Annotated in this window: 22 protein-coding genes; 10 read left to right on the plus strand and 12 right to left on the minus strand. The window is 71.9% G+C overall.

The genetic code is table 11. The features are described 5' to 3' along the window. Positions 1-22: 22 nt before the first annotated feature. Entirely contained in the window at positions 23-1,429 is a 1,407-nt protein-coding gene (locus CRM89_RS25165) for a M1 family metallopeptidase (protein ID WP_229434860.1), read from the plus strand. A gap of 33 nt (positions 1,430-1,462) precedes the next feature. Here the strand turns inward: CRM89_RS25165 and CRM89_RS25170 are convergent, their stop codons facing one another. Next, the gene (locus tag CRM89_RS25170; RefSeq protein WP_172964570.1) at positions 1,463-2,407 is read right to left on the minus strand and encodes a hypothetical protein; all 945 of its coding nucleotides are present in this window, start codon (positions 2,405-2,407) and stop codon (positions 1,463-1,465) included. Between the two features lie 261 nt (positions 2,408-2,668). Here CRM89_RS25170 and CRM89_RS25175 point away from each other — a divergent pair, with 261 nt between their 5' ends. Further along, positions 2,669-3,196: a hypothetical protein gene (locus CRM89_RS25175; RefSeq protein ID WP_041559820.1), complete on the plus strand. Its 528-nt coding sequence runs from the start codon at positions 2,669-2,671 to the stop codon at positions 3,194-3,196. Positions 3,197-3,231: 35 nt separating this feature from the next. Here CRM89_RS25175 and CRM89_RS25180 read toward each other — a convergent pair whose 3' ends face one another. Next, entirely contained in the window at positions 3,232-5,529 is a 2,298-nt protein-coding gene (locus CRM89_RS25180) for a helicase-associated domain-containing protein (protein WP_098086475.1), read from the minus strand. Positions 5,530-5,601: 72 nt separating this feature from the next. Between CRM89_RS25180 and CRM89_RS25185 the strand changes: the two genes are divergently transcribed. Further along, positions 5,602-5,790: a hypothetical protein gene (locus tag CRM89_RS25185; protein WP_011207168.1), complete on the plus strand. Its 189-nt coding sequence runs from the start codon at positions 5,602-5,604 to the stop codon at positions 5,788-5,790. Between the two features lie 76 nt (positions 5,791-5,866). Here the strand turns inward: CRM89_RS25185 and CRM89_RS25190 are convergent, their stop codons facing one another. Together CRM89_RS25190 and CRM89_RS25195 are read right to left on the minus strand one after the other, a co-directional pair. Beyond that, positions 5,867-6,493: a transglycosylase family protein gene (locus CRM89_RS25190; RefSeq protein WP_011207169.1), complete on the minus strand. Its 627-nt coding sequence runs from the start codon at positions 6,491-6,493 to the stop codon at positions 5,867-5,869. Positions 6,494-6,875: 382 nt separating this feature from the next. Next, the gene (locus CRM89_RS25195) at positions 6,876-7,088 is read right to left on the minus strand and encodes a hypothetical protein (RefSeq protein ID WP_041559821.1); all 213 of its coding nucleotides are present in this window, start codon (positions 7,086-7,088) and stop codon (positions 6,876-6,878) included. A 202-nt stretch (positions 7,089-7,290) separates the two neighbouring features. On the opposite strand from CRM89_RS25195, the gene CRM89_RS25200 reads away from it, so the two are divergent. Next, positions 7,291-7,707: a cold-shock protein gene (locus tag CRM89_RS25200; protein ID WP_011207171.1), complete on the plus strand. Its 417-nt coding sequence runs from the start codon at positions 7,291-7,293 to the stop codon at positions 7,705-7,707. Here the strand turns inward: CRM89_RS25200 and CRM89_RS25205 are convergent. From CRM89_RS25205 to CRM89_RS25215, 3 genes are all read right to left on the minus strand, one after another. Beyond that, positions 7,701-8,258, minus strand: a complete 558-nt coding sequence (locus CRM89_RS25205) for a DUF2771 domain-containing protein (RefSeq protein ID WP_011207172.1) — start codon at positions 8,256-8,258, stop codon at positions 7,701-7,703. The genes CRM89_RS25200 and CRM89_RS25205 overlap by 7 nt on opposite strands. 42 nt (positions 8,259-8,300) lie before the next feature. Next, positions 8,301-10,094 (minus strand): MFS transporter, encoded by a 1,794-nt coding sequence (locus CRM89_RS25210; RefSeq protein WP_098086476.1) that lies wholly within the window; start codon positions 10,092-10,094, stop codon positions 8,301-8,303. A gap of 77 nt (positions 10,095-10,171) precedes the next feature. Beyond that, positions 10,172-10,945 (minus strand): glutaminyl-peptide cyclotransferase, encoded by a 774-nt coding sequence (locus CRM89_RS25215; protein ID WP_098086477.1) that lies wholly within the window; start codon positions 10,943-10,945, stop codon positions 10,172-10,174. A 17-nt stretch (positions 10,946-10,962) separates the two neighbouring features. On the opposite strand from CRM89_RS25215, the gene CRM89_RS25220 reads away from it, so the two are divergent. Together CRM89_RS25220 and CRM89_RS25225 are read left to right on the plus strand one after the other, a co-directional pair. Then, entirely contained in the window at positions 10,963-11,997 is a 1,035-nt protein-coding gene (locus CRM89_RS25220; RefSeq protein WP_098086478.1) for a DUF3027 domain-containing protein, read from the plus strand. Between the two features lie 44 nt (positions 11,998-12,041). Then, positions 12,042-14,885 carry a sacsin N-terminal ATP-binding-like domain-containing protein gene (locus CRM89_RS25225; protein ID WP_098086479.1) on the plus strand — a complete coding sequence of 948 codons (2,844 nt, stop codon included), beginning with the start codon at positions 12,042-12,044 and terminating at the stop codon, positions 14,883-14,885. Between the two features lie 13 nt (positions 14,886-14,898). On the opposite strand, the gene CRM89_RS25230 is transcribed toward CRM89_RS25225, so the two are convergent. Then, complete coding sequence (locus CRM89_RS25230; RefSeq protein WP_220276344.1) at positions 14,899-15,513, minus strand: TetR/AcrR family transcriptional regulator; 615 nt, start codon at positions 15,511-15,513, stop codon at positions 14,899-14,901. A gap of 133 nt (positions 15,514-15,646) precedes the next feature. On the opposite strand from CRM89_RS25230, the gene CRM89_RS25235 reads away from it, so the two are divergent. Then, positions 15,647-17,722 (plus strand): neutral/alkaline ceramidase, encoded by a 2,076-nt coding sequence (locus tag CRM89_RS25235; protein ID WP_098086480.1) that lies wholly within the window; start codon positions 15,647-15,649, stop codon positions 17,720-17,722. A gap of 4 nt (positions 17,723-17,726) precedes the next feature. Here the strand turns inward: CRM89_RS25235 and CRM89_RS25240 are convergent, their stop codons facing one another. Beyond that, positions 17,727-17,966, minus strand: coding sequence for a DUF2530 domain-containing protein (locus CRM89_RS25240; protein ID WP_062954269.1), 240 nt, complete (start codon positions 17,964-17,966; stop codon positions 17,727-17,729). Positions 17,967-18,029: 63 nt separating this feature from the next. Here CRM89_RS25240 and CRM89_RS25245 point away from each other — a divergent pair, with 63 nt between their 5' ends. Next, a complete protein-coding gene (locus tag CRM89_RS25245) occupies positions 18,030-18,467 on the plus strand; it encodes a MarR family winged helix-turn-helix transcriptional regulator (protein WP_011207181.1) in 438 nt (145 codons plus the stop codon). An 8-nt stretch (positions 18,468-18,475) separates the two neighbouring features. Here CRM89_RS25245 and CRM89_RS25250 read toward each other — a convergent pair whose 3' ends face one another. Then, positions 18,476-18,868 (minus strand): YccF domain-containing protein, encoded by a 393-nt coding sequence (locus CRM89_RS25250; protein WP_216363011.1) that lies wholly within the window; start codon positions 18,866-18,868, stop codon positions 18,476-18,478. Between the two features lie 86 nt (positions 18,869-18,954). Between CRM89_RS25250 and CRM89_RS25255 the strand changes: the two genes are divergently transcribed. After that, entirely contained in the window at positions 18,955-19,758 is an 804-nt protein-coding gene (locus CRM89_RS25255; RefSeq protein ID WP_098086481.1) for an RNA methyltransferase, read from the plus strand. Positions 19,759-19,769: 11 nt separating this feature from the next. Beyond that, the gene (locus CRM89_RS25260; RefSeq protein WP_041560634.1) at positions 19,770-20,060 is read left to right on the plus strand and encodes a DUF2537 domain-containing protein; all 291 of its coding nucleotides are present in this window, start codon (positions 19,770-19,772) and stop codon (positions 20,058-20,060) included. An 8-nt stretch (positions 20,061-20,068) separates the two neighbouring features. Here the strand turns inward: CRM89_RS25260 and CRM89_RS25265 are convergent, their stop codons facing one another. Together CRM89_RS25265 and sepH are read right to left on the minus strand one after the other, a co-directional pair. After that, entirely contained in the window at positions 20,069-20,809 is a 741-nt protein-coding gene (locus tag CRM89_RS25265; protein WP_086839437.1) for a hypothetical protein, read from the minus strand. Positions 20,810-20,967: 158 nt separating this feature from the next. Then, positions 20,968-21,951, minus strand: coding sequence for a septation protein SepH (gene sepH / locus CRM89_RS25270; RefSeq protein ID WP_086839439.1), 984 nt, complete (start codon positions 21,949-21,951; stop codon positions 20,968-20,970). Between the last annotated feature and the right edge of the window lie 155 nt (positions 21,952-22,106).

The raw sequence follows: 22,106 nt of genomic DNA on the forward strand, positions 1-22,106 counted from the left end.
CGGTCGGAAGGGGTGGTGGCGGGTGCGCTGGGCGGTTCTCGCGGGTGTCGCGACGCTGGGGCTGGTGCTGACGGGTACGGGCGCGGCCCCGGCCGGGGCCGATCCGTTCGTCGGGGCGCCCGGGCTGGACGACCCCTACTATCCGCTCGACGGCAACGGCGGCTACGACGTGCGCCACTACGACGTGCGCATCGGCTACGACCCGCCCAGCCGGTGGCTCGACGGCACCGCCCGCATCGACGCGGTCGCCGCCCAGCTACTGCGCGCCTTCAACCTCGACTACAGCGGTCCGCCGGTCGACGCGGTGACGGTGAACAACCAGCCCGCGGCCTTCGAGCGACACGGCGAGCACGAACTGACCGTCACGCCACTGCTGCCGCTGCTGCCCGGCCTCCCGTTCACCGTGACCGTGCACTACGCCGGACCGGCCGCCGACACCGCGGGCGCGGGGTGGACGCTCACGCCGAGCGGCGGTGCGTTCGCCGCGGGCCAGCCGCATTCGGCGAGCACCTGGTACCCGCTCAACGACACGCCACGCGACAAGGCCACCTTCGCGTTGCACGCCACCGTCCCCGCCGAGTGGGAGGTGGTGTCGAACGGAGTGCGCACCGAGAACACCGTCCGGGACGGGTCACGCACGGTCGGCTGGGCATCCGCGTACCCGGTGATCGGCTACCTCACCACGATCGCGATCGACCGGTTCTCGTTCCTGGAACAGGCCCGTGCGAACGGCACCCCGATCCTGAGCGCGTTCGCCCCGGCGGCCGAGCGCAACCGGGCGACCGAGCAGCGGCTGCCGGAAATCCTCGATTTCACCGAGGAACTGTTCGGGCCCTACCCGTTCGACGCGGCGGGCGGCATCTACGTCGACGCCGACCTGTCGTTCTCGCTGGAGACCCAGACCCGTCCGGTCTACGCGCCGTGGACCGACCTGGCCACGGTGGTGCACGAGATCGCACACCAGTGGTGGGGCGATTCGGTGTCGGTGCGGTCCTGGTCGGACATCTGTCTCAACGAGTGCTTCGCCAGCTACACCGCCGACTATCTGTGGCCGGAGCGGATGGACGGGGTGGACGTGGACGCCCGCTATCGCGAGACCGTCGCCGAGTTCCACGACAATCCACGATTCTGGGAGATCCCCCTGGAGAATCCCGGCGCGGGGCGGGAATTCACCTCGGTCTACTATCGCGGGCCGCTGTTCCTGCACGCGCTGCGCAGGCAACTCGGGGACGAGGTGTTCTTCCCCGCGCTGCGCGAATTCCTCGCCACCCACGCCTACGGCAACGCGTCCATGCCGGAACTGCGCACCTTCCTGCAGTCGAAGAGCGCCACCGACCTGACCGGTTTCTTCACCGCCTGGCTGAACGACACCGCGCCGCCACCGGCGGAATACCTCTATCCGGGGACGCTGGGCACGCCGGACCGCTGAGCGGACCGGTGCGCCGACCACGGTCGGGCACGGCTAGGACAGGTCCTCGACGCGGGCGCGCGCCCGCCGCGCCCAGCGCTCGACCCGATCGAATTGCCGCTGGGCGGTGCGGAGTTCGTCCTGCGCGGCGCGATCGGCGGTGCGGGCGAACTGTCGCTGCTGTTCGGCGCGTTCGAGTTCGGCGCGCAGTTCCTCGATCCTGGCCTCGTCGTCGGCCAGCGTGCGCGCGGCCTGCTCGGCCTCGGCCTTGGCCGAATCCAGTGCGGTGCGGGCGGATTCCACGGCCTCGAGCGCGTCGTCGAGTTCCTGGCGGGCCTCGTCGAGTTCGCGCCGCGCGGCTTCCTCGGCCTCGCGCGCCTTGCGCTGCGCGTCGCGCGCCTTCCGCTCGGCCCGGGTGCCGCCCTCGCTCCCGGTGTCGCGGCGCGCGGGCTCGGTGTCGCGAGAACCGGTGCGGCGCTCGGTCTTCGGGGACGCGCCCCCGTCCAGCGCCACCAGCTCCGGGCCCGCCGGGCCGAAACCCTCGTAGCTGGCGGCGGTGGCGAGCGTGCCGCTGCGTACCTGCTCGGCGACCTCGGCGTCGGCCAGTGCCGCGGTCAGGGTCTGGGTGACCTCGCGAAGAATGTTCTCGCCCACGGGCTTTCCGTGCTCCTCGGCGATGGCACCGGCGCGGCGGGCCAGCGCGGAGACCACCTGCTGGCGCTGTGCGGTGAGGGCGCGCAGCTGGTCGCCGGACAGTTCTCGCTGCGCCTTGCGCAGTGCGTCACCGAGGGCGAGCAGCGCGTTCACCTCGTCGGGAACCGTCCTGGCCAGCAGATTCACCGTCCAGGCGGTGACGGTGGGCTTGCGCAGCTTGCCGATGGCGACGGCGAGCTGCTTGTCGCCCGCCTTCTTGGCCGCGGCGACCCGCTCGGCGCGGGCGGCGACGAACTCGGACGGGTCGATCCCGTACAAGTCGACGGCGACGTCTTCGAGCGTCATACTTGCCAAGCGTAACGACCCGGCTCCGGGCGACGACACAGTCCAAGAATTGGACATACGTCCACATAGTGGACGTTCTGCGAAAGGCTTTGTCAGTGGATTACTTCGGATACCAATTGCTCGGCCAGCTGCTTCCGCGCGTGCTCGGCCTGTCCCTGCTGGGGATGTACGGACTGAGCATCTGAGGCCGGGCCGGGGTCAGGGTATCCTCACTCCGCGTTCACGACCAGCGTGAACGCTTTCGGTGAGAGAGGTTTCCACGTGAAGTTCCCAGGAACGAGGCTGCTGGCACGGCTCGTGCTCGCCCTCCTGGCGGCGGCCGCCCTCGCGGTGGCGATGAGCGGCTGTTCGGTGATCGATGACGCGACGAAATCCGACGTCGCCAAGACGAAGGTCGGTGACTGCATCAACATCACCGACAACTCACCGACGGCCACCGAAGGCGAGCCCATCGACTGCTCCTCGCCCAAGGCCGTGTACAAGGTGCACCAGACCTTCGACGAGGCCACCCAGTGCGCGTCGAACGAGTACACCAGCTACACCGAGCAGCTGCCCAGCGGCGGCACCACCTTCATGTGCCTGGCCCCGAACTTCGCGCAGGACAACTGCTACAACGACGTCAGCACCTCGCCGTACATGTGGGTGGACTGCTCGTCGACCGAGGCGACCTTCAAGGTGTTGCAGCGCATCGACGGCCAGACCGACGAACTGCTCTGCGAGAGCGGCGACGAATTCCTCGTCGTCTCCGACCCCAAGACCCTGTTCTGCCTCGGCAAGCCGAACGCCTGAGACACTCCAGCGCCTGAGGCGATCCGGCGCACGAGTCACTCCAACAGGGCGACCGACGCGATCCGGTGCAACGTGAAGTGCCGGACCGTGCCGGTCACCGGATCGAGCGCGTCGAGCTGGCCGTTGCCGACCTTCAACGGCTCGACCACCCGCTGGGACGCGACGCCCTGCGCGTCGACGTAGCCGATGTTCACCGGCCGCCGCACCCGCGCCGCCAACTGCAGCAGCGCGAGTGTGGCGGCCGTGCTCGTCCTGGTGCCGTCGGTGCGCACCGACCGGGCCGCGCGGGCACTCGCCGCGCGCTCGCCCGCGCGCAGTTCGGCCACCAGCAGTTCGAGTTGTTCGGTGGTGGGCGGATTCGGCCGGTAGCTCTGCCGCGCGTTCGGCCGGGTCGCGATGCGGGCACCGCGCGGGCGCAGGTCGACGATCCCGCCCGCCGAATCCTCGCCCGCCGGTGCGAAACCCGCGGCGCGCAGTTGTTCGAGCACCTCGCCGAGCGGAGCCTGGGAGATGGCGACCGTCGGCGCGACGGCCCGCAGTGCGAGCACGCCCGCCACCGGTGCGGACAGCACCTGGGCCAGCAGCGCCGGATCGTCGCTGCGCACGAACGACTGCGCCATGCCCGCCCGCAGCTGGCCGTGGCGGCGGGCGACGTCATCGATCAGGTAGGTCAGCGCCTGCGGTACGGGCGTGCGCGAATGGGTGGCGAACAGCGCGTGCAGTTCCGCGGCCGTCAACCCGGCGTCGAGCGCGCGCCGCACCGAACTCTCGCCGATGCGGTAGACGGTTGCCGCGCCCGCGGATTCGACGTCGGCGACCAGTGCGATGCGCTGGGCCAGTTCGGGCACCAGCGGGCCGGGCGCGACCACCGTCAGGTCGGCCTGCACCAGCACGTGGTCCACCGGCTCGGGCAGTGCCGCCGCCATCTCGGCCTCGGCGTCGGCGGCGCTGGTGGCCGCGCCGTGCAGCAGGGCACGGGCGGGGGAGGCGAGCGCGCCACGGCCGAGCAAGCCGAGCGCTGCCGCCTCGGCGAGGGTGTGCTCGACCGCCTCGCGCCGGAACTGCCTGCGCCGCCGCGGCTGCCGCCAGGCCAGCACCCGGCCCAGATCCGCAGGATCGAGCGCGGTGCCCGTCGGTTGCTCGGCCAGCAGCCCGAGAATCGCCCTGCGGTCGCGCGGCGCGTGCGGCACCCGTAACTCCACCGACAGGGCCGCCAGCGGCTTGTCGTTGGTGTCGCGCATGCCGATCATCCACGGCATCCGGTCCAGATCCAGCCAGACCATCGCCAGCACCGTCCAGCGCCGGGCGGGCGGGCTCTCCAGCCAGCCGTCCGACGCCGGGGTCGGCGCCCAGAAGTCGTCCACGGAATCGATGTCCGGGGGCGGCTCGGGGATGCCCTTCTCGATCAGTTTCGCCGCGGCCAGCACCTCGACCAGCAATCCGGCGCGGGTCTCGTCGATGCCGGTCTGCTTGGCGATGCGGCGCAGTTCCCGCACCCCGAGACCGCCCGCCCGGAGTGCGGGCGCGGGCGACTCGCTCAGCGCGGCCAGGATGTCGGCGCAGTGCCGCAGCAGCTCGCCGACCTCGCCGGCGGCCACCGCGTTGACCTCGGCGGGGGTGTGCTTGGTCGACGGCGGCTTCGGCGGGGTGAGCACGCTCGGCGCGGTGACCGGTTCCCGGCGCAGGACCTGCCCGACCGTGACGGGCAGCTCGACGGTCTCGTCGTCCACCCGGCGCAGCAGCCCGCGCGCCAGCAGCCGCGGCACCGGGCGGTCCGTGGGCGCGTCGGGCGCGGCATCGCGGGTGCGCCCGCGCGGACCGGTGGTGGCCAGCTTGTCCAGCAGCGCGCGCTCGGGCGGGGTGATCTCGGCCAGCGCGGCGTGCACCTCGGGCTCGGTGAGCGCGTCGGAGAGTTCGGTGGCGCTGCCCATCGGCCACGGCAGCGCCTCGGCCGCGGCGGGCACCAGGTGCAGGGCCTCGCCGTCGGTCCACACCAGGGCGCGGTCGGTGAGGCGTTCGAGCGCGGCATCCACCGCCGCCTTGGTCGCCCGTCCTTTCAGGTGCGCGTGCAGCGCCTTACGGGTGAGCGGGGTGCCGTCGCCGGGGGCTTGCCGGGTGCCGTGCACGGCCAGGCTCTCGATGATCGCGAAGTCGAGGGTGTCCAGCTCCTCGGTCGCCCGCAACACCGAGGCGCGCTGTTCGGCCCTGGCCGCCAGCACCGTCATCGAGGAGGGCAACGGCACCGCCAGATCCGGCCGCAGCTGCAGCAGCGCCACCAGTCGGGCATCGCTCCGGGATCCCAGCCATCCCGCCAGTGAATCGGTCGCGCTCATCCTGACCAGCCTACGACCCGCTCGGTCGCGCTCCGGCGGCGCGGCGGATTCTGCCCATGTCAGAATGACCTTGTGGTGAACAAATCGAAGAAGCCCTATGTGGACAACGGTTGGCCGAAGGTGGCGGACGGAGACCATGCGGTCACCGAGCTTGCCGCCAGCAGGGCAGGCAATCTCTCACCCTTCGGGGAGGACACCGAATTCCCGGTGCCCGCCGAGCAGTTGCCGTACCGGCACCCCTACACGGTGATCAACCGCTGATCCGGGGCGCGTGTCGCGGATACGAATCAGGCCCCCGCCTCGAAAGGCGGGGGCCTGATTCGTGTTCGGGGGAGGATTACGAGGGCAGCAGGCCCTTGTTCGCCTCGAAGAAGTTGACCACGTGCGGGTCGAGCTGCACGTTGTTGGCCTTGGCGGCGTTGAAGAAGTCCAGCGCGGGCTGCGGGATCTGCACGCCCTGCTGCTGCACGGTGGCGATGGCGCGGTCGACGGCCTGGAACAGTTCCTGGTTGGCGTCGGGCGCGGCCTGCGGTGCGGGCTGCGCGGGGTTCCAGCGCGGGGTCTCGGGGGCGCTGGGCACCTCACGCGGGGTGGCGCTGCTCTTCAGGCCGAGCGCGGCCGAGCAGGACGGCCAGGCGCCCCAGCCCTGCGAGGCGAGCACCTTCTCGGCGACCGCGATCTGCTCTTCGCGGGTGGCCTGGTTGGCGGTGGGTGCGTACTGCTGGCCGCCGTGGGCGGTCCAGGTGCTCGGCGAGAACTGCAGGCCGCCGTGGTAACCGTTGCCGGTGTTGATGGCCCAGTTGCCGCCTGCTTCACACTGCGCGAGGCGATCCCAGTCGGAGTCGGGAGCCGCGCTGGCGTTTCCGGCGAGGGCGGCACTGGCGGTGCCGAAGATCGCGCCGGTGACGGCGACCTTCGCAACGGTGCGCCCGGTGGAGGTCGGCTTGCGATGGCGTCCACTCATATCGGGTGTCTTCCTCTCGTACGCACCTGCGAGGATTCGCTCGGGTTCGGACTGAGAGGTCGTCCGTCCCGCCCTCGCCCCTGGCTCCGTCGGGGTCCGGTACCCGCGGGGCGAGGTTCGGTGCGGCGGGCCGGTGGTGCCGGGTGTCCCCGGCTGGGATAGACCGTACGACGATCGCCGCGAAAAATCACTATTTGGTAACCGGCGTGTACGGACCGGTCTCAGGGCGTTATCGGACACTCGCGGAGGGCGTCTGCGCAGCTAGAAGTGGGGTCTGGCGGGCCTTGCGCCGCCGTGCCCGCGCCGTTACCTCGCCGTTATGTGAGGAGGATCACAATACGATCGGTAACGATCACCGCGCGGGTATCCCGGAGGGCGGCCTTCAGCGGGCGCGGCGGCCCGACCACAGCGCGAACACGATCGCGCAGAGGAAACCCAGCGGGGTCAGCATGGCCGTCAGATACAGCCACAGGCCCGGCTCGCCGTCGGTGAGGATCGGGGTCAGGAAGATCGCGATGATCGCCACCAGGCCGACGGTGAACAGGGTGAGCGCCAGCTTGAGCAACCAGGTGGCCGACTGTCGAGAGTTCGTCACCGCAGCACCGTAAAACTGATGTGCTCGGCGTATCGCCACCGGGGTAGACTCGACACCGATCGCGTCCTGCACCGCTTGTGGGGCGCGTTCTTTTGCAAACTGGCCGAAGTTGTCCCGCGCGGCTCTCGCGCGGTGGCTTCGAGCAGACGGATGTGCTCGGACCAGATGGGTTCGAGTGTCGAACGATGAACGGGTGAGCGCAGTGCCGACCGGCAGGGTTAAGTGGTACGACGTCGAAAAGGGCTTCGGCTTCCTTTCCCAGGACGAGGGTGAGGACGTCTACGTCCGCTCCTCGGCGCTCCCCGAAGGGGTCGAAGGGCTCAAGCCGGGGCAGCGCGTCGAGTTCGGAATGGCCGCGGGCCGTCGCGGCCCGCAGGCGCTGAGCCTCAAGCTCATCGAGGCGCCGCCGTCGCTGCGGCAGGGCCAGGACCGGGGCCGCAAGGAGCCCTCCGGCCCGCGCCGCACGCCCGACGAGCTACACGGCATGGTCGAGGACATGATCACCCTGCTCGAGACGAAGGTGCAGCCGGACCTGCGCAAGGGTCGCTACCCCGACCGCAAGACGGCGCGCACCATTTCCGAGGTCGTGCGCGCCGTCGCGCGGGAGCTGGATCACTGATCGCCGGCCTCGCCCGCGCGCGGCTGGGTGCTGATGCTCCAGGACGCGTGCGGGACGGTGGTCTCGCGGCCGAACTCGTCGATCGCGGGCACCGGTAGCTGGATCTCCACACCCACCAGACGCAGTTCCGGCGCGGGCTGGGAATCGATGGTCAGCGCGGGCGTGCCCTTCGGGTGGTCCTTGTGGCTGATCACCTCGGTGACGGTGGTGTCGTCGGGCAGCGCGTAGACCAGGTAGGCCAGCCACGGCGCGTCGGCGATATCGCGCGGCAGCGACAGCTGCAACGGGTAGCCGGGCGGCACCTCCAGCTCGACCGGCTCGCCCTGCCTGCAGTTCGACATCTCCAGCCGCTCCTCGTCGAGCAGGCGCAGGTCGCAGAACTGGTAGGGCGGCACGGTCACCGCCCGGCCGTGCGCGTAGGCGGTGATCTCGGGATCGTGGTCGGGCGCGTCGCGTACCGCCAGCGCCACCGTGCCCGCCACCACCGCGACGAGCAGCAACAGGCCCGCGCCCACCAGCGCGGCGATCAGGCGTCCCCGGCCGCGGCTCACGAGCGCGTCCCCGGTTCGGTCGGTCGGCTGGAGCTGCTCGGCTCACTCACGGATCGGATCTCCCGTCGCTGGTCGGCTGGTCGTGGTCTGCCCGCGCGCGGTGTGCGCCGCCGGGACTTCTTGTTCGGCGTGCTGGGGTCGATTGCCGCCGAGGCCGGGCAGCAGGCTGTGGCCGCGGTAGCTGAGGAATGTCTGGATCAGCCCCAGCACGAGTATTCCCGACACCACCGCGAAGCCCTTCCAGTAGTCGGTCGGCAGCAGCACCCCCGCCGCGCCGCCGATCACCCAGCTCAGCTGTAGCACCGTCTCCGACCGGCCGAACCCGGAGGCGATCGACTCCGGCGGCAGGTCGTCCTGGATGGAGGCGTCCAGCGAGACCTTCGCCAGCGCGCTCGCCGCGGCCGCCACCAGCGCCGCCACCGCCGCGCCGAGCAGGTTGTCGGTGAACACCGCGAACAGCGCGACGGCCGCGCAGGCCGACGTGCAGCCGATGACGATCACCGATGGCCTGCCCAGCGGGATGCGGGCGCCGGTGGCGTTGCCGGTGAAATTGCCGATCGCCGCGGCCGCGCCAACCACGCCGAGCATGGTGGCCTGCTGCAACGGACGGTGCTCGGTGGCCTTGGCGACGAAGGCCACGTAGAAGGTGAGGAAGCCGGTGAGCACGCGGATCGTGCCGTTGCCCCACAACCCGGACACCACCGCCCGGCCCAGCGGCTGGCGGCGCTTGCGCGGCGGCACCGCCGATTCCGCACCGGGCGCCAGCACCTCGGTGCGGGTGTCGTCGCCGCGATAGGTCAGGGTCGCGGGCACCTCGCCCTCGGTCACCTCCACCCAGCGTGGAATGCGCAGGCTCAGATAGGCGCCGCCCGCGGCGATCAACCCGGCCAGTACCAGCGCGCCGGTCGACCCGGCCAGCGCCGCCACCAGGGCCGCCACCGAGCCCGCCCCCATGGTGCCGCCGACCAGGCCGAAGACCGTCAACCGGGAGTTGGTGCGGACCAGATCGATCTCCGGTGGCAGTACCCGGGGTGTGACCGCGCTCTTGAGGACGGAGAACGACTTGCTGCCGATCATCATGCACAGCGCCAGCGGATACAGCGCCCAGGTGTCGAACTCCAGGATCAACACCACGGCCAGCACCGCGCGCACAGCGAAGGAGGTGGCCAGTGCCAGCCTGCGGCCCCGCTGCAACCGGTCGAGCAACGGGCCGATGAGCGGTGCGATGACGGCGAACGGCGCGATGGTGATGAGCAGATACAGCGCGACCTTCGATTTCGATTCCGCGGTCGCGCTGGCGAAGAACAGGGTGTTGGCCAGCGCGACGGCGATGGCGGCGTCGAGGGCGAAGTTCGCCATCGTCGCGTAGGTCAGCGCGGTGAGCCCGGACTTGTCGGCACCGTCGGCCTTGGCGGCGCGCTGGAAGGTGGCGATGCCTTTCTCGGTGAGCTGACGCGAGCGCATCGCGGCGACCCTGGTGACGGTCAGCTTGCGCGGCATGCGCGGCGCGCCGGGGCCGGTCTCGGCCTGCTCGTCCACGGCATCGGTGGCTGGCGGAAGCTGCGGGGAGGTCCGCCGCACCGGCTTGTCGACCCGGCTCGTCGATCCCCGAGTCCCCGGGTCGTGTTCCGGTGGTCCACCCCGTTTCCCGAGCGGGCGCAAGGGGGGCGGCGCGGTGTAGCGGTCGGGGTCCAGCGGCGGCAACGGCCTGCGGCGCCGCGTGGGCGCGTTGGGCGGGGGATACCGGTCGTAGCCGGGATGCCGTTCGATCGGCGGCGTCTCCTCGTCATCCCACGGACCACGCTCGGGACCGTAGGGATCGCGCGGAGTAGTCACCCCTCAATTCTGGCGTACAACGCGGTCGGCGGTTCACCCGCGCTCGTCGTGGCGCGCGAAGGTGAGCGAACCCACCCTCACTCGGGAACGAAGCGGACCTCGAACATCGTCGGCCAGTACTTGCCGGTCAGCAGGAACCGGTCGGTGCCGGGTAGCGCGGCGATGCCGTTGGGCACGTCGGCGTCGGCGCGTTCGGCGCGGGTGAGCAGGCCGCCGGTGTCGGCCACCCCGGTGACCTCGCCGGTGTCGGGATCGATGCGCAGGATGCGGTTGCTCGGATAGTCGTTGGCGTAGACCGAACCGTCGGGGGCGCAGTCCAGTTCGTTGAGCCGGGCGCCGCGCCGGTCGCGCAGCGTGCGGGTGCCGGTGACGGCGAAGGTCTCCGGGTCGCGGAAGGTGAGCGTGTCGCTGCCGTCGCTCATCACCAGGCGCTCGCCGCGCGTGCACAGTCCCCAGCCCTCGCCCTCGTAACGGACCTCGCGCAGCACCCGCAGCGTGGCCGGATCGCGGGCGAAGGCCACCCCGTCGCGCCAGGTGAGCTGCCACAGCGTCGCGCCGGCCTTGGTGATCCCCTCGCCGAAGTACTCGCCGGGCACGTCCGCCCGCGCCAGTTCCGCACCGGTGGCCAGGTCGGTGGCGCGCACGAACGAGCGGCCGGTGAGCCCGGTGCCCTCGTAGAGCACGCCGCCGGCGACCTCGAGGCCCTGGGTGAAGGCGGTCCGATCGTGCGGCCGGGTGGCGACCACCTCGATCCGCAGCCGGGGTGCGGGGTCGGCGGGCCGGCCACATCCGGCCGCGACGAGCGCGCCGACCAGCACCGCGACGGCCGACGAACGCCGATTGCGTTCCATACGGCAAAATGTAGGCCGTGAGCGCAGTTTCTGTTTCCGAGCCCGACGTGCGGCCCGTCCTGGCCGATGCCGTTGACCTGGCTCGCCGTGCGCTCGTGGAGCTGGAACCGGACGCGGTCGGCGCCTACCTCGGCGTCACGGCCGAGGACGAGACGGCCGCGACCCACCGTTTCGAAGCCACCCTGCCCGGCTATCGCGGCTGGCAGTGGGCGGTGGTCGTGGCCGCGCCGCCCGGCGCCGCGCATGCCACGGTGAGCGAGTCGGCGCTGCTGCCCGGCCCCGAGGCATTGGTCGCACCCGAATTCGTGCCGTGGGAGCAGCGCATCCGCCCGGGCGACCTCGCCCCCGGCGACCTGCTGGCCCCGCCCGCCGACGACCCGCGCCTGGTGCCCGGCTACGTCGCCAACGGCGATCCGGAGATCGACGAGCTCGCCCGCGAGGTCGGCCTGGGCCGCACCAAGGTGATGAGCCTCGAGGGCCGCCTCGAAGCCGCCGAGCGCTGGTACGCCGAGCACGGCCCCGACACCGAGATGGCCAAGGCGGCGCCCGCCACCTGCGGCACCTGCGGCTTCTACCTGCCGCTGGCCGGTTCGCTGCGTGCCGCCTTCGGCGTGTGCGGCAACGCGATGGGTGCCGACGGGCACGTGGTCCACGTCGAATACGGTTGCGGCGCGCATTCCGACGTCGAACTGCCCACCGGCGACGGGTCGCCCCGATACGAGGCGTACGACGACGCGGCCGTCGACGTCATCCCGGTCGAGGAACTGCGCGGGGACGCGGGGGAGTCCGGTGGCGCGCAGGCCGCGTCCGGGGACACGACGGCCGCAGGCACCCCCGCCCGCGTCGGCGGGGTGGCTGCCACGGCCGCCGGCGAATCGGAAGCGCCTGGCTCCGAAGGCGGTTCGGGTGACGTCGCCGCCGACCCCGCTCCGAGCGAGGAGGCCGCCGCGCCCGCCGATCCGGTGGACGAGGATTCGGCGCCGCGCATCGCGCTCGGGGGCGAGGCGCCGGGCGCGGTGCGGCCGGAGGCGTCGTCATCGGCGCAGAGCTGAGCGGCTCGGCGGATCCGTTCGGGACGGCGGGGCTGCGCGCGGGCGTGCTCGCGGCGTGGCGGGATTCCCCGACCCGGTTGCGGGAGGACGCCGCCACCGAAGCGGATCTGGTGCGCGCGGGCTACCGCGACCGGCTGCTCACCGAGCTGGCGCAGAACGCCGCCGACGCCGCCGCTCGGGCCGGCGTGCCAGGCACCGTGTGGGTCCGGATCGACGGCGCCGAGCTGCACATCGCCAACACCGGTGCTCCGCTGGATCTTTCGGGCGTGCACGCGCTCACCGCTCTGCGTGCCTCCGGCAAGACCGGCACCGCGGTCGGCCGCTTCGGCGTCGGTTTCACCGCCGTCCGTTCGGTGAGCGACGAGATCGAAGTGCGCTCCCGGCACGGCGGTCTGCACTTCTCCCTCGACCGTACCCGGGCCGCCCTCCGCGAGTCCGGCATCACCGCGACGATCACCGCGCCCCCGGTGCTGCGCCTGGCCTGGCCCGCCGCCACGCCACCCGCCCCGGACGCCGACACCGAGGTCGTGCTCCGGCTCCGCCCCGGCGTGGATGCCGCCGCCCTGCTGTCCGCCATGCGCGCCGAAGCCGTCGACCTCCTGCTGGAACTCCCCGATCTGCGCGAAATACACATCGGCGCAGACAGATTCACCGTCCGGTCGGCTCCCGTGGCATTGCCCGGTGATCGCGACGGCGCGGGCGGGATCGAGGACGTTCGGATCGCGGGCCCGGAGGGGGAGAGCCGGTGGTGGCAGTTCCGAACCCGTCGAGCGCGCTGGCTCCTTCCGGTTCGTGACGGCCGTCCGGTCCCCGCGACCCCGGACGTGCTGCGCGCCCCGACCCGCTCGGACGAGGAACTCTCGCTGCCCGCCCTGCTGATCGCCGACATCCCCATGCAGCCGGACCGCCGTCGCCTGCTGCCCGGCGCCCGCGTGCGCGAACTCGCCGAGGGCTACGCCGATTTCGCCCGCGCCCTCCCCGAACTCGACCGCCTCGTCCTGGTGCCTGCCCCCGGCTTCGCCCGCAGCGAAGCCGACAGCCTGATCCGGGAGGCGCTGCTGCACGAATTGCGCACGCGCGCCTGGCTGCCCGTCCTCGGCGCGCCCGAGACAGCGCGATCGCGCCGCGCCGAGGAAGTCCTTCCGTCCGGCGGATTCGCCCCCGACCTCGCCGACCGGGGGATCACCGGACCCGAGCCGGGCCCCGACGGTTCGCCGCGCTCCGGCCCGCACGGCGTCGCCGTCCCCACCCGCGCGAGCGTCCTGCCCGGCCTCACCGCCGATCTCGCGTCGGTGCTCGGTGAGCTGACCGGTCCGCTCGTCCCGCCGGAGCTGTCCACCCCCCGCTACCTCGAACAGCTGGCGGTGCTGGACGTCCACCGCCTCGGCTTGGCCAGGTTGGCGGAGTTGTCGGCGGGCCTGGAGCGTTCGCCGTCGTGGTGGCGGGAGTTCTACGCGGCGCTGGAGCCCTTCGTGGTGGATCCGCTCGCGGCCGAGGAACTCGGGGCGCTGGCGGTGCCGCTGGCCGACGGCAGGCTGGTCACCGGCCCGCGCACGGTCCTGCTGGACGACCAGCTCGCGGAGGTCGTGCCACTGCACTGGGCGCGGCTGGTGCATCCGGAGGCGGCGCATCCGCTGCTGTCGCGGCTGGGCGCGCGGTCGGCGACGGCCGCGGACCTGCTCACCGACCCGGCCCTGCGCGCCGAGCTCGAGGACCGCCCCGACGACGAGGACACCGTCGACGCCGTGCTGCGGCTGGCGCCGCACGTCGCGCCGGAGGCCAGGCACGGCTGGCTCGGCATGCTGGAACTGCCCGACGACAGCGGCGGCACACTGCCCGCCGACGAGTTGCTGCTGCCGGACGCCCCGCTGCGGGACCTGCTCGTCGCCGACGCGCCGTTCGGGACGGTCGCCCCGGCGATGGTCGAGGCCTACGGCGCCGAGGCGTTGCGCGCGGTGGGGGTCGGCTGGGACTTCACCCTCGTCGCCGAGACCGACCCGACCGGCCCGGACCACCACCTCGACGACGAGGAGACCTGGTGGGCCTCGCTCGACGAGGATCCGCCGACCCTCGTCGCGGTTCGCGACCTGGACCTGATCGACGACCGCGCCTGGCCGCGCGCCCTGCGGCTGTTGGCCGCCGACCCGCGCACCCGGCCCCTGCTGGCCGATCCCCGCGGCTACACGCCCTGGTGGCTGCGCAGGCACGCCCACCTCGACGGCATTCCGCTGGGCCACCATCGGCATCCGGCCGATCCCGAATTCACCGGTCTGCTGCCCGACTTCCCGGCCGCGGGCTTCGATCCGGCCGAACTCGCCGCCCTGCGCCCGGTCCTGGCCGATCCGGAAGCGCTGGACCTCGATCTCGCCGAGGCGCTGCTCGCCGCCCTCGCCGACCCGGATCGCAGCCCCGAGCCGGGCGTCGTCGCGGCCGCCCACCGCAGGCTGGCCGCCGCCGTGCAGGCCGGCCGGCTCGAGGTGAGCGACCTGGAACCGCCCGAGCGGGTGCGGGCCCTGTCCGGCGCGGCCGTCGATCCCGCCGACGCGATGGTGCTCGACGCGCCCTGGTTCGGCCTGGCGGTGGCGCCGAACCGGCTCGTCGCCGGAGCCGCGGACACCGCCGACTCGCTGGCCGCGCTGTTGGACCTCCCGCTGGTCTCCGAGGCGGTGACGGCCGAGGTGCTCGGCGAGGGCAGGCGCACCACCTGGGCGGCCGAACCGCTCGCCGTGGTGCTGCGCGAAACCCTGACCGCCCCCGCGGACGGCGATCTCGTCCTGCACGAGGAGTTGCGGGTCCGGCTGGACGGCGCGGTGCGCGGCACGGTCGAGGTGCCGTGGTGGCGGACGGGCACGACCACGCACGTGCGGGCGCCCGAACCCCTGGGCTGAGCGCGCGGTCGGGTCAGGCGGCGTACCCCGCGACCATTTCGGCCAGGAGGTCGAGCTGGTCGCGCACGGCGGCGCTGTCGTTGTCGACCAGCCAGCGCAGCACCAGGCCGTCGATCACGTTGAGGGTGAACCGGCTCAACGTCTGCACGGGTACCGACCACTGCGTGCCGGTCGCGTCGCGCGCGTGATCGAGGATGTCGGCGACGGTGGAATCGTTGAAGGTGTACTGCTCCCGGGCGATGGCCAATTTCGCCGGGGTCTGCTCACCTTCGCGCAGGGCGTAGGTGGTGGTTTCGTAGGTGAGCAGTTGGCGTTCCGGGGTGGCTTCGATGTTCAACCACATCAGTTCCAGTCCGGCACGGACCAATTTCTGAAGCGCATCTTTTCCGCTTCCGACGTCCTGCCACACCGTTTCGTCGGCGTCCACGGAATCGCGCAATTCCATGGACAGCGCTTTGACCAGCTCGGTCATCAGCGCGTCCTTGTTCTCGAAGCAGTAGTGCACAACTCCGAGCGAAACGCCGGCCGCCTGCGCGACATCGCGCGTGGTCACGCCCGCGACGCCCTTTTTCTCGGCGAGGCCGATGGCCGCCTCGATAAGGTGGGCCCGTCGTTCTTCGACGCTCAATCGGGGGGACACCCCAGCGAGTTAAGCGCTCGTGACGCGCACAGTCAATTCTCCCCGCTGGATTCCGGCACTGGACGAGCGTCCAGTTGTGTGGTTCGCTGCCTGAATGACCGGATGGCTGGAGGGAGGCCGGATGACCAGGACGATCGAGGGCGAACAGCGCGCGGGACTGGACCGCCGAACCCTGCTGGCGCGCAGCGCGGTCGGCACGGTCGCGCTTGCCACGGTCGGCACGGTCGGCCAGGGCGTCGCCGCCGCGCCCGCGCTCGCCGCACCCGATTCCGGATACCGGGTCGGGCTCGGCATCTCCGACATCACCGGTCCCGCCGCCGAGTGCGGCATGATGGGCTACTCACAGTTCGGCCAGGACACCGCGGGCATCCACCTGCGGCCGCGAGCCCGCGCGTTCATCTTCGAGGCGGGTGCGGCCAGGGTGGTGTTCGCGGTCGCGGAGAACGGGATGATCTTCCAGTCGGTGCACCGCGGCGTGCTGCTGGAACTGGCCCGTCGCTTCGGCGACCGCTACACCGAGCAGAACGTGCTGCTCACCTCCACCCACTCGCACGCCACCTGCGGCGGCGCCAGCCACGACTACGCCTACAACCTGTCGGTGCTCGGCTTCCAGCAGCAGGTCTACGACGCCGAGGTGCAGGGGATCGTCGAGGCGATCGTCGCCGCGCACGAGGATCTCTCCCCGGCCACCCTCGCGCTCGGCCGGGCCGAACTGCACGACGCGAGCGTCAACCGCTCCCGGGTGGCGTTCGAACGCAATCCGGCCGAGGACCGGGCGCACTTCCCCGGCGCCATCGATCCGGCGGTCACCGCACTGTCGATCCGCAAGGGCGGCAGGGAGGTCGGGGCGATCACCTGGTTCGCCACCCACAACACCTCGATGACCAATCAGAACCGGCTGATCAGCTCCGACAACAAGGGCTATGCCGCCTTCGCGCACGAGCACATCGAGCACGGCGTGCGATACCTCGACGGCGCACCGGAATTCATCGCCGCCTTCGCCCAGACCAACGCGGGCGACATGTCACCGAACCTGAACCTGCGCCCCGGTTCCGGGCCCACCGACGACGAGTTCGCCAACACCCGGATCATCGGCGAACGCCAGCACGCGGCCTCGAAAGCCGCACTGGCCCAGGCCGCTCCGGTGCGCGGGCCGGTCCAGTCGCTGCTGTGCTACATCGACCTGGCCGACATCGCCGTCGACGGCCGTTTCACCCCGGACGGGCAGCCGCGGCGCACCGCGCCCGCCGCCGCGGGCGTCTCGCTGATCGCGGGCAGTGTGGAGGACGGTCCCGGGCTGCCCGGCGCGCCCATCCCCGAGGGCGTGCGCAATCCGTTGATCGACGCGCTCGGCGACCCCCGTCGCCCCGCACCGTCCTGGCTGGCGGATGCCCAGGCCCCCAAGGTCATCGCCGCCCCGCTCGGCCTGCTGCCGCCGGTGCCGTGGGTGCCGAACGTGGTGCCGATCCAGCTGGTGCGCATCGGCGAGCTGTACCTGGCGGCCGCGGGCGGTGAGTTCACCATCGTGGCGGGGTTACGGGTGCGCCGCGCGGTCGCCGCCGCGCTCGGTGTCGACCTCGAGCAGGTGCTGCTCCAGGGCTACGCCAATGCCTACCACCAGTACGTCACCACGCCCGAGGAGTACGACGCCCAGCAGTACGAGGGCGGCTCGACGCTGTTCGGCCGCTACACACTGCCCGCCTATCAGCAGGAATTCACCCGGCTGGCAACGGCTTTGGCCACCGGCGGCACGGTCGCGCGCGGCCCGGCCCCGCGCGACGTGTCCCACCTGCAACCGAATCTGGTGCCCGCACCCGGACCGGACACCGCCCTACCCGACCGGACCTTCGGCGACGTGCTCGTCCAGCCCGCGCCCGGCTACGCGCGGGGCGAGCAGGTGGTGGCCGAGTTCGTCTCGGCCCACCCGAAACACGACACCCGCCGCAACGGCACCTTCCTCGAGGTGCAGCGCCGGACGGCGGACGGCTGGGTGCGCGTGGCCAACGAGGGGGAGTGGGCGGTCCGCTTCCACTGGCGCAAGACCGGCACGGCCACCTCGATCGCCCGGTTCACCTGGGACATTCCCGCCGACGCCGCACCGGGCCGATACCGGTTCGTGCACTTCGCCGGTCGGCTCGCCCCCGACGGCAGCCGGCATCCGGTCACCGGGGTCACCGACGAATTCGACATCGCGTGAGCGCTCAGAGCCCGGTCTGGGCGCCCTTGTCCCCGCGCCGGGCGGCGCGGCGTTGAATCAGGAAGATCACCAGGCCGATCAGGCCGACGACCAGGCCCATGACGCACACCGGGCGAGCGGCCTCCCACCGCGGGCCGCCGACCCAGACCACGACCAGCGCGACCAGCCACAGCAGGCTGCCGACGGCGAGCACGGGCCGCGGGTCGGTCAGCCGCGGCGGGATCTGCGGCACGTTCGGGGTCACCACCCCAGCGTAGCGGGACAGATCGTGCGCAGCGGCGCCGGCGGTTCCCGTATCGTTTGGCGGGTGACGACGCCATCGGATGTGAGAGCCCTGGCCGGCGAGCTGTCGCTGGCGGTGGTCCGGCTCACGCGGCATCTGCGCGGTCGCCGCACCGATTCGCCGGTGTCGCTGACGCAGCTCTCCGCGCTGGCCACGCTCGCCCGCGAGGGCGCGATGACACCGGGCGCGCTGGCGGCCAAGGAACGGGTGCAGCCGCCGTCGATGACGCGGGTGATCGCCTCGCTGTCGGATCTGAAGCTGGTGGAGCGCAAGCCGCATCCCACCGACGGCCGCCAGATCATCGTCTCGCTCTCGGAGTCGGGCCGCGCCCTGATCGCCGACGAGGCCAGTGCCCGCGAGGCATGGATGACCGAGCAGCTGTCCGGCCTCACCGGCGAACAGCTCGACGTGCTCGAGCAGGCGGTGGCGATCATGAAGCAGATCGTCGCCGAGTCGGAGTAGCGGCCGAGTCAGCGCGCGCCGAAAGGCTGGTCGCTGTCGACGATCTCGCGGCCGAGCGGGAACAGCGACAGCGGGATGAATTTCAGATTGGCCCAGCCGAACGGGATTCCGATGATCGAGACGAACAGCGGGATGCTGGTGAGCAGGTGCCCGATCGCCAGCCACCACCCGGCCACCAGGAACCAGATGATGTTGCCGATCAGCGAACCCGCTCCCGCGCCGGGCTTCTCGACGGTGGTGCGGCCGAACGGCCACAGCACGTAGGCGGCGATGCGGAACGAGGCGATCCCGAACGGGATGGTGATGATCAACACGCAGCAGATGATCCCGGCCACGATGTAGCCGAGCGCCATCCAGAATCCCGCGAAGATCAGCCACAGGATGTTGAGCACCAGCTGAATCGGCTTCACGCTCTCCAGGATGCCAGCTCGGCGCGGTGCCCGCAGGCGGTCGCGGACACCCGGCGGCCACCGGGCAGGATGGAGACGTGGCCGAAGTGATCGACGTGGACGACCCCGCCGACCCGCGGGTGGACGACTTCCGCGACCTGTCCGACGCGGACCGTCGCCCGGACCTGCCCGGCGGCAAGGGACTGGTGATCGCCGAGGGCGTGGTCGTGGTGCAGCGGATGCTGGACTCGCGGTTCACCCCGAGTGCGCTGCTGGGCGTGGCGCGGCGCTACGACCAACTCGCCGCCGACCTGGCCGCGGTGGAGGTGCCCTACTACCGCACCAGCGCGGAGGTGATGGCCGAGATCGTCGGCTTCCACCTCAACCGCGGTGTGCTCGCCGTGGCCCGCCGACCGCCCGCGCTGAGCATGGCCGAGGTGGTGGCCCGGGCCCGCACGGTGGCCGTGCTCGAGGGCGTGAACGATCACGAGAATCTCGGCTCGATGTTCCGCAACGCCGCCGGGCTCGGCGTCGACGCCGTCCTGTTCGGCGACCGCTGCTCGGACCCGCTCTACCGGCGCTCGGTCCGGGTGTCCATGGGGCATGTGCTGCGGGTGCCCTTCGCCCGGGTGCCCGCCTGGCCGGACGGGCTGGCCACGCTGCGCGAGCACGGTTTCCAGCTGATCGCGATGACACCCGATCCGACCGCGCGCACTCTGGCGAGCGCGATGACCGGCGAGCGGGTGGCCCTGCTGCTCGGCGCCGAGGGCCCCGGCCTCACGGCCGAGGCGATGCGCGCCTGTGACGTGCGCGCCCGCATCCCGATGACGCCGGGCACCGACTCGCTGAACGTCGCCACCGCCGCGGCGATGGCCTTCTACGAACGGGTGCGGACCGCATGAGGGGCGTGACCATGACCGAGAATCCGCCGGTGCAGGACCCCACCCCGTGGGCGGCGGGCATCACCGTGACGGTGCTCGTCGCCGCGCTGGCCACCGTCGCGGTGTACGCGTTCGGCGCCGCGCTGGCGCAGGTGCATCCGGCGCTGGCGGTGCTGATCAACCTGATCGCCGTCGGCGGCGCGGCGCCGACGGCGTGGCGCTGGCGGCACACCCCGGTCACCCGCTGGGTGCTGCTCGGCTGCGCGGTGGGCGTCGGACTCGGCTGGCTCGGATTGATCATCGCCGGTCTCGCCGCGCTGTGATGCGGGGATCAGCCCACGTGGTCACCGCGCAGCCAGCCGAGCAGCCCGCGCCGCTGTGGGCGGGGCGGTGAGTGCGGGGCGGGGTCGTCGGGTGCGTCGTCGGTGAGCGTCTGCCCCTTGGGCACCAGGGTGAACCCGCAGACCGCGACGTCGCCGGGCACGAGCGCGCCCTCGGCCGCGGGCGCGCGGTAGTGGAAGCCCAGCCACTCGTTGTTGGCGGCGTCGGCGAAATCCGGCGGATCGAACGGCAGGCACTGCGGGTCGGGCAGCTCGCCCGCGCGCCACTGCACCGGGTGCTCACCCGCCCAGAACGGCCGCTCCCACACCAGCGGCAGACCCTCGTCCTCGAGGATGTTCACCCGCGAGGAGGAGAACGCGCGACGGAATTCGCCGCGCTCCCACTGCGCGAACGCCCCCCAGCCCATCGTGACGTCGAACGCCACCAGGTAGGTCTGCTCGGAGGCCAGCGGGCGGATCAGCAACTCCGGCAGCGCGGTCGGCCTCGGCAGGCGCACCTGCCGCGAGCACACCACCGTGACGCCGGGATAGCAACCGATGTAGACCTCGTCGGCGTCCGGGCCCGCGCACCCGGCCAGTGTGCCGACCATCTTCGGCACCACGTCGTAGTCCTCGTGCAGCTGCTTGGCGAGCGCCTGGGCCGCACCGGGATCCGGATCGGGATTCGCACGCAGCACGGCCAGCGGGTCGGCGGCGTCGACGTACCAAACGGTTGAGGCTCTGGACAACATTTCCGGCACCTCCGATCGCTGCGCGAGTCACCTCGCGAACTCTCCGCTACCGTACGTGTCCACGGTACGTGCCGGAAAATCGGACACTCCGGAAAATGGACCGCGAACAGCTCGGATCGTTATCCACGCGGTGCCGAGAAAGGGAGTGCCGCCACCGCTCAGTGGCCGGAGCTGCGCACCCCGAGCAACACGTCCTCCCAGGAGGGCATGGGCGCCTTGCCGCGCTTGGCGCGCGCAGGCTTGGCCGGTGCCTTCTGTTCCTTCTCGGCGGGCTCGGGCGTCGCGTCGGCGGCCGGAGCCTTGGCGGCCGCGTCCGCGGTGGCCGCGGCCGTCGCAGGCTCGACCGCAGCCGCGGACCCGGCCACCGGCGCCGCCGGAATGGCCGCGGCACCGCCACCCGCGGCGACGGCGCGCTTCTCGAAGTACTCCTCCACCACCGGCTGGGCGGGGCGGACCGGGGCAGCGGCGGACTCGCGCGGCTCCACGACCGGCTCGGCGGGCCCGGCCGGCTCGGGCTCGGGCTCGGTCGGCAGGATCGTCGCCAATCCGCGCAGCGCGCGCCCGAAGTCCGGATCGATCAGGTCGGCGGCCGGATCGTCCAGCGGTGCGACCGTGCCGCCGTGCGCATCGGGCTGGTAGCGCCAGTGCGCGGCGATCTCGGAACGGCCGTTCTGCCACTGCAACTGGGCGATCCAGAAGCCCTTCTCGTCCTTCCAGGCGTCCCACTCGGCGTTCTCGAGCGTGTGCCCGCGCTCGGTGAAGGCCGCGGTCACCACCTCGATCAGGGTCTCCACGGCGGGGCCGTCGGCACGCACCGGATGCGCCTTCTGGGCCAGTTCGGCCGCCCGGGCCCGCTCCAACAGGACCGGGTAGGCGAATCGCTCGACGCGCGCGGCGGGCATCCCCGACTCGGCGGTCACCTGCTCGACGGACGCGCCGGCCCGGATGCGGGCCTGAATATCGCGAGGGCGCATGGACGCCTCCGTTTCGATCTCGATCTGGCCGAACCGGGCAAGGTCGCCGCGCGCCGCGGCGCGAAGCTTGTCATCGGCGGGGAGCCGGAACTTCTGGCCGGACTCGGTGTCGACACACACGATGTGCGTGGAGTCGGGCGTCAACCCGATCACACGAAGTTCACGCACCGCAACCTCCTTATCGCGTCGACTCGCGACACCGCCCACTGTTGGCAACAGTAGTGCACACAACTGGGTCTCGAGGCAAGACACGCGGCGGAATAATCCGCGAAGTGGCGAAGAAAGCGCTAATGTTTGTGGATTTCACTGGGGGGTATAGATGT

Origin of the sequence: Nocardia sp. FDAARGOS_372 (genome assembly GCF_002554515.1) — a bacterium.
Taxonomy (GTDB): Bacteria; Actinomycetota; Actinomycetes; order Mycobacteriales; family Mycobacteriaceae; genus Nocardia; species Nocardia farcinica.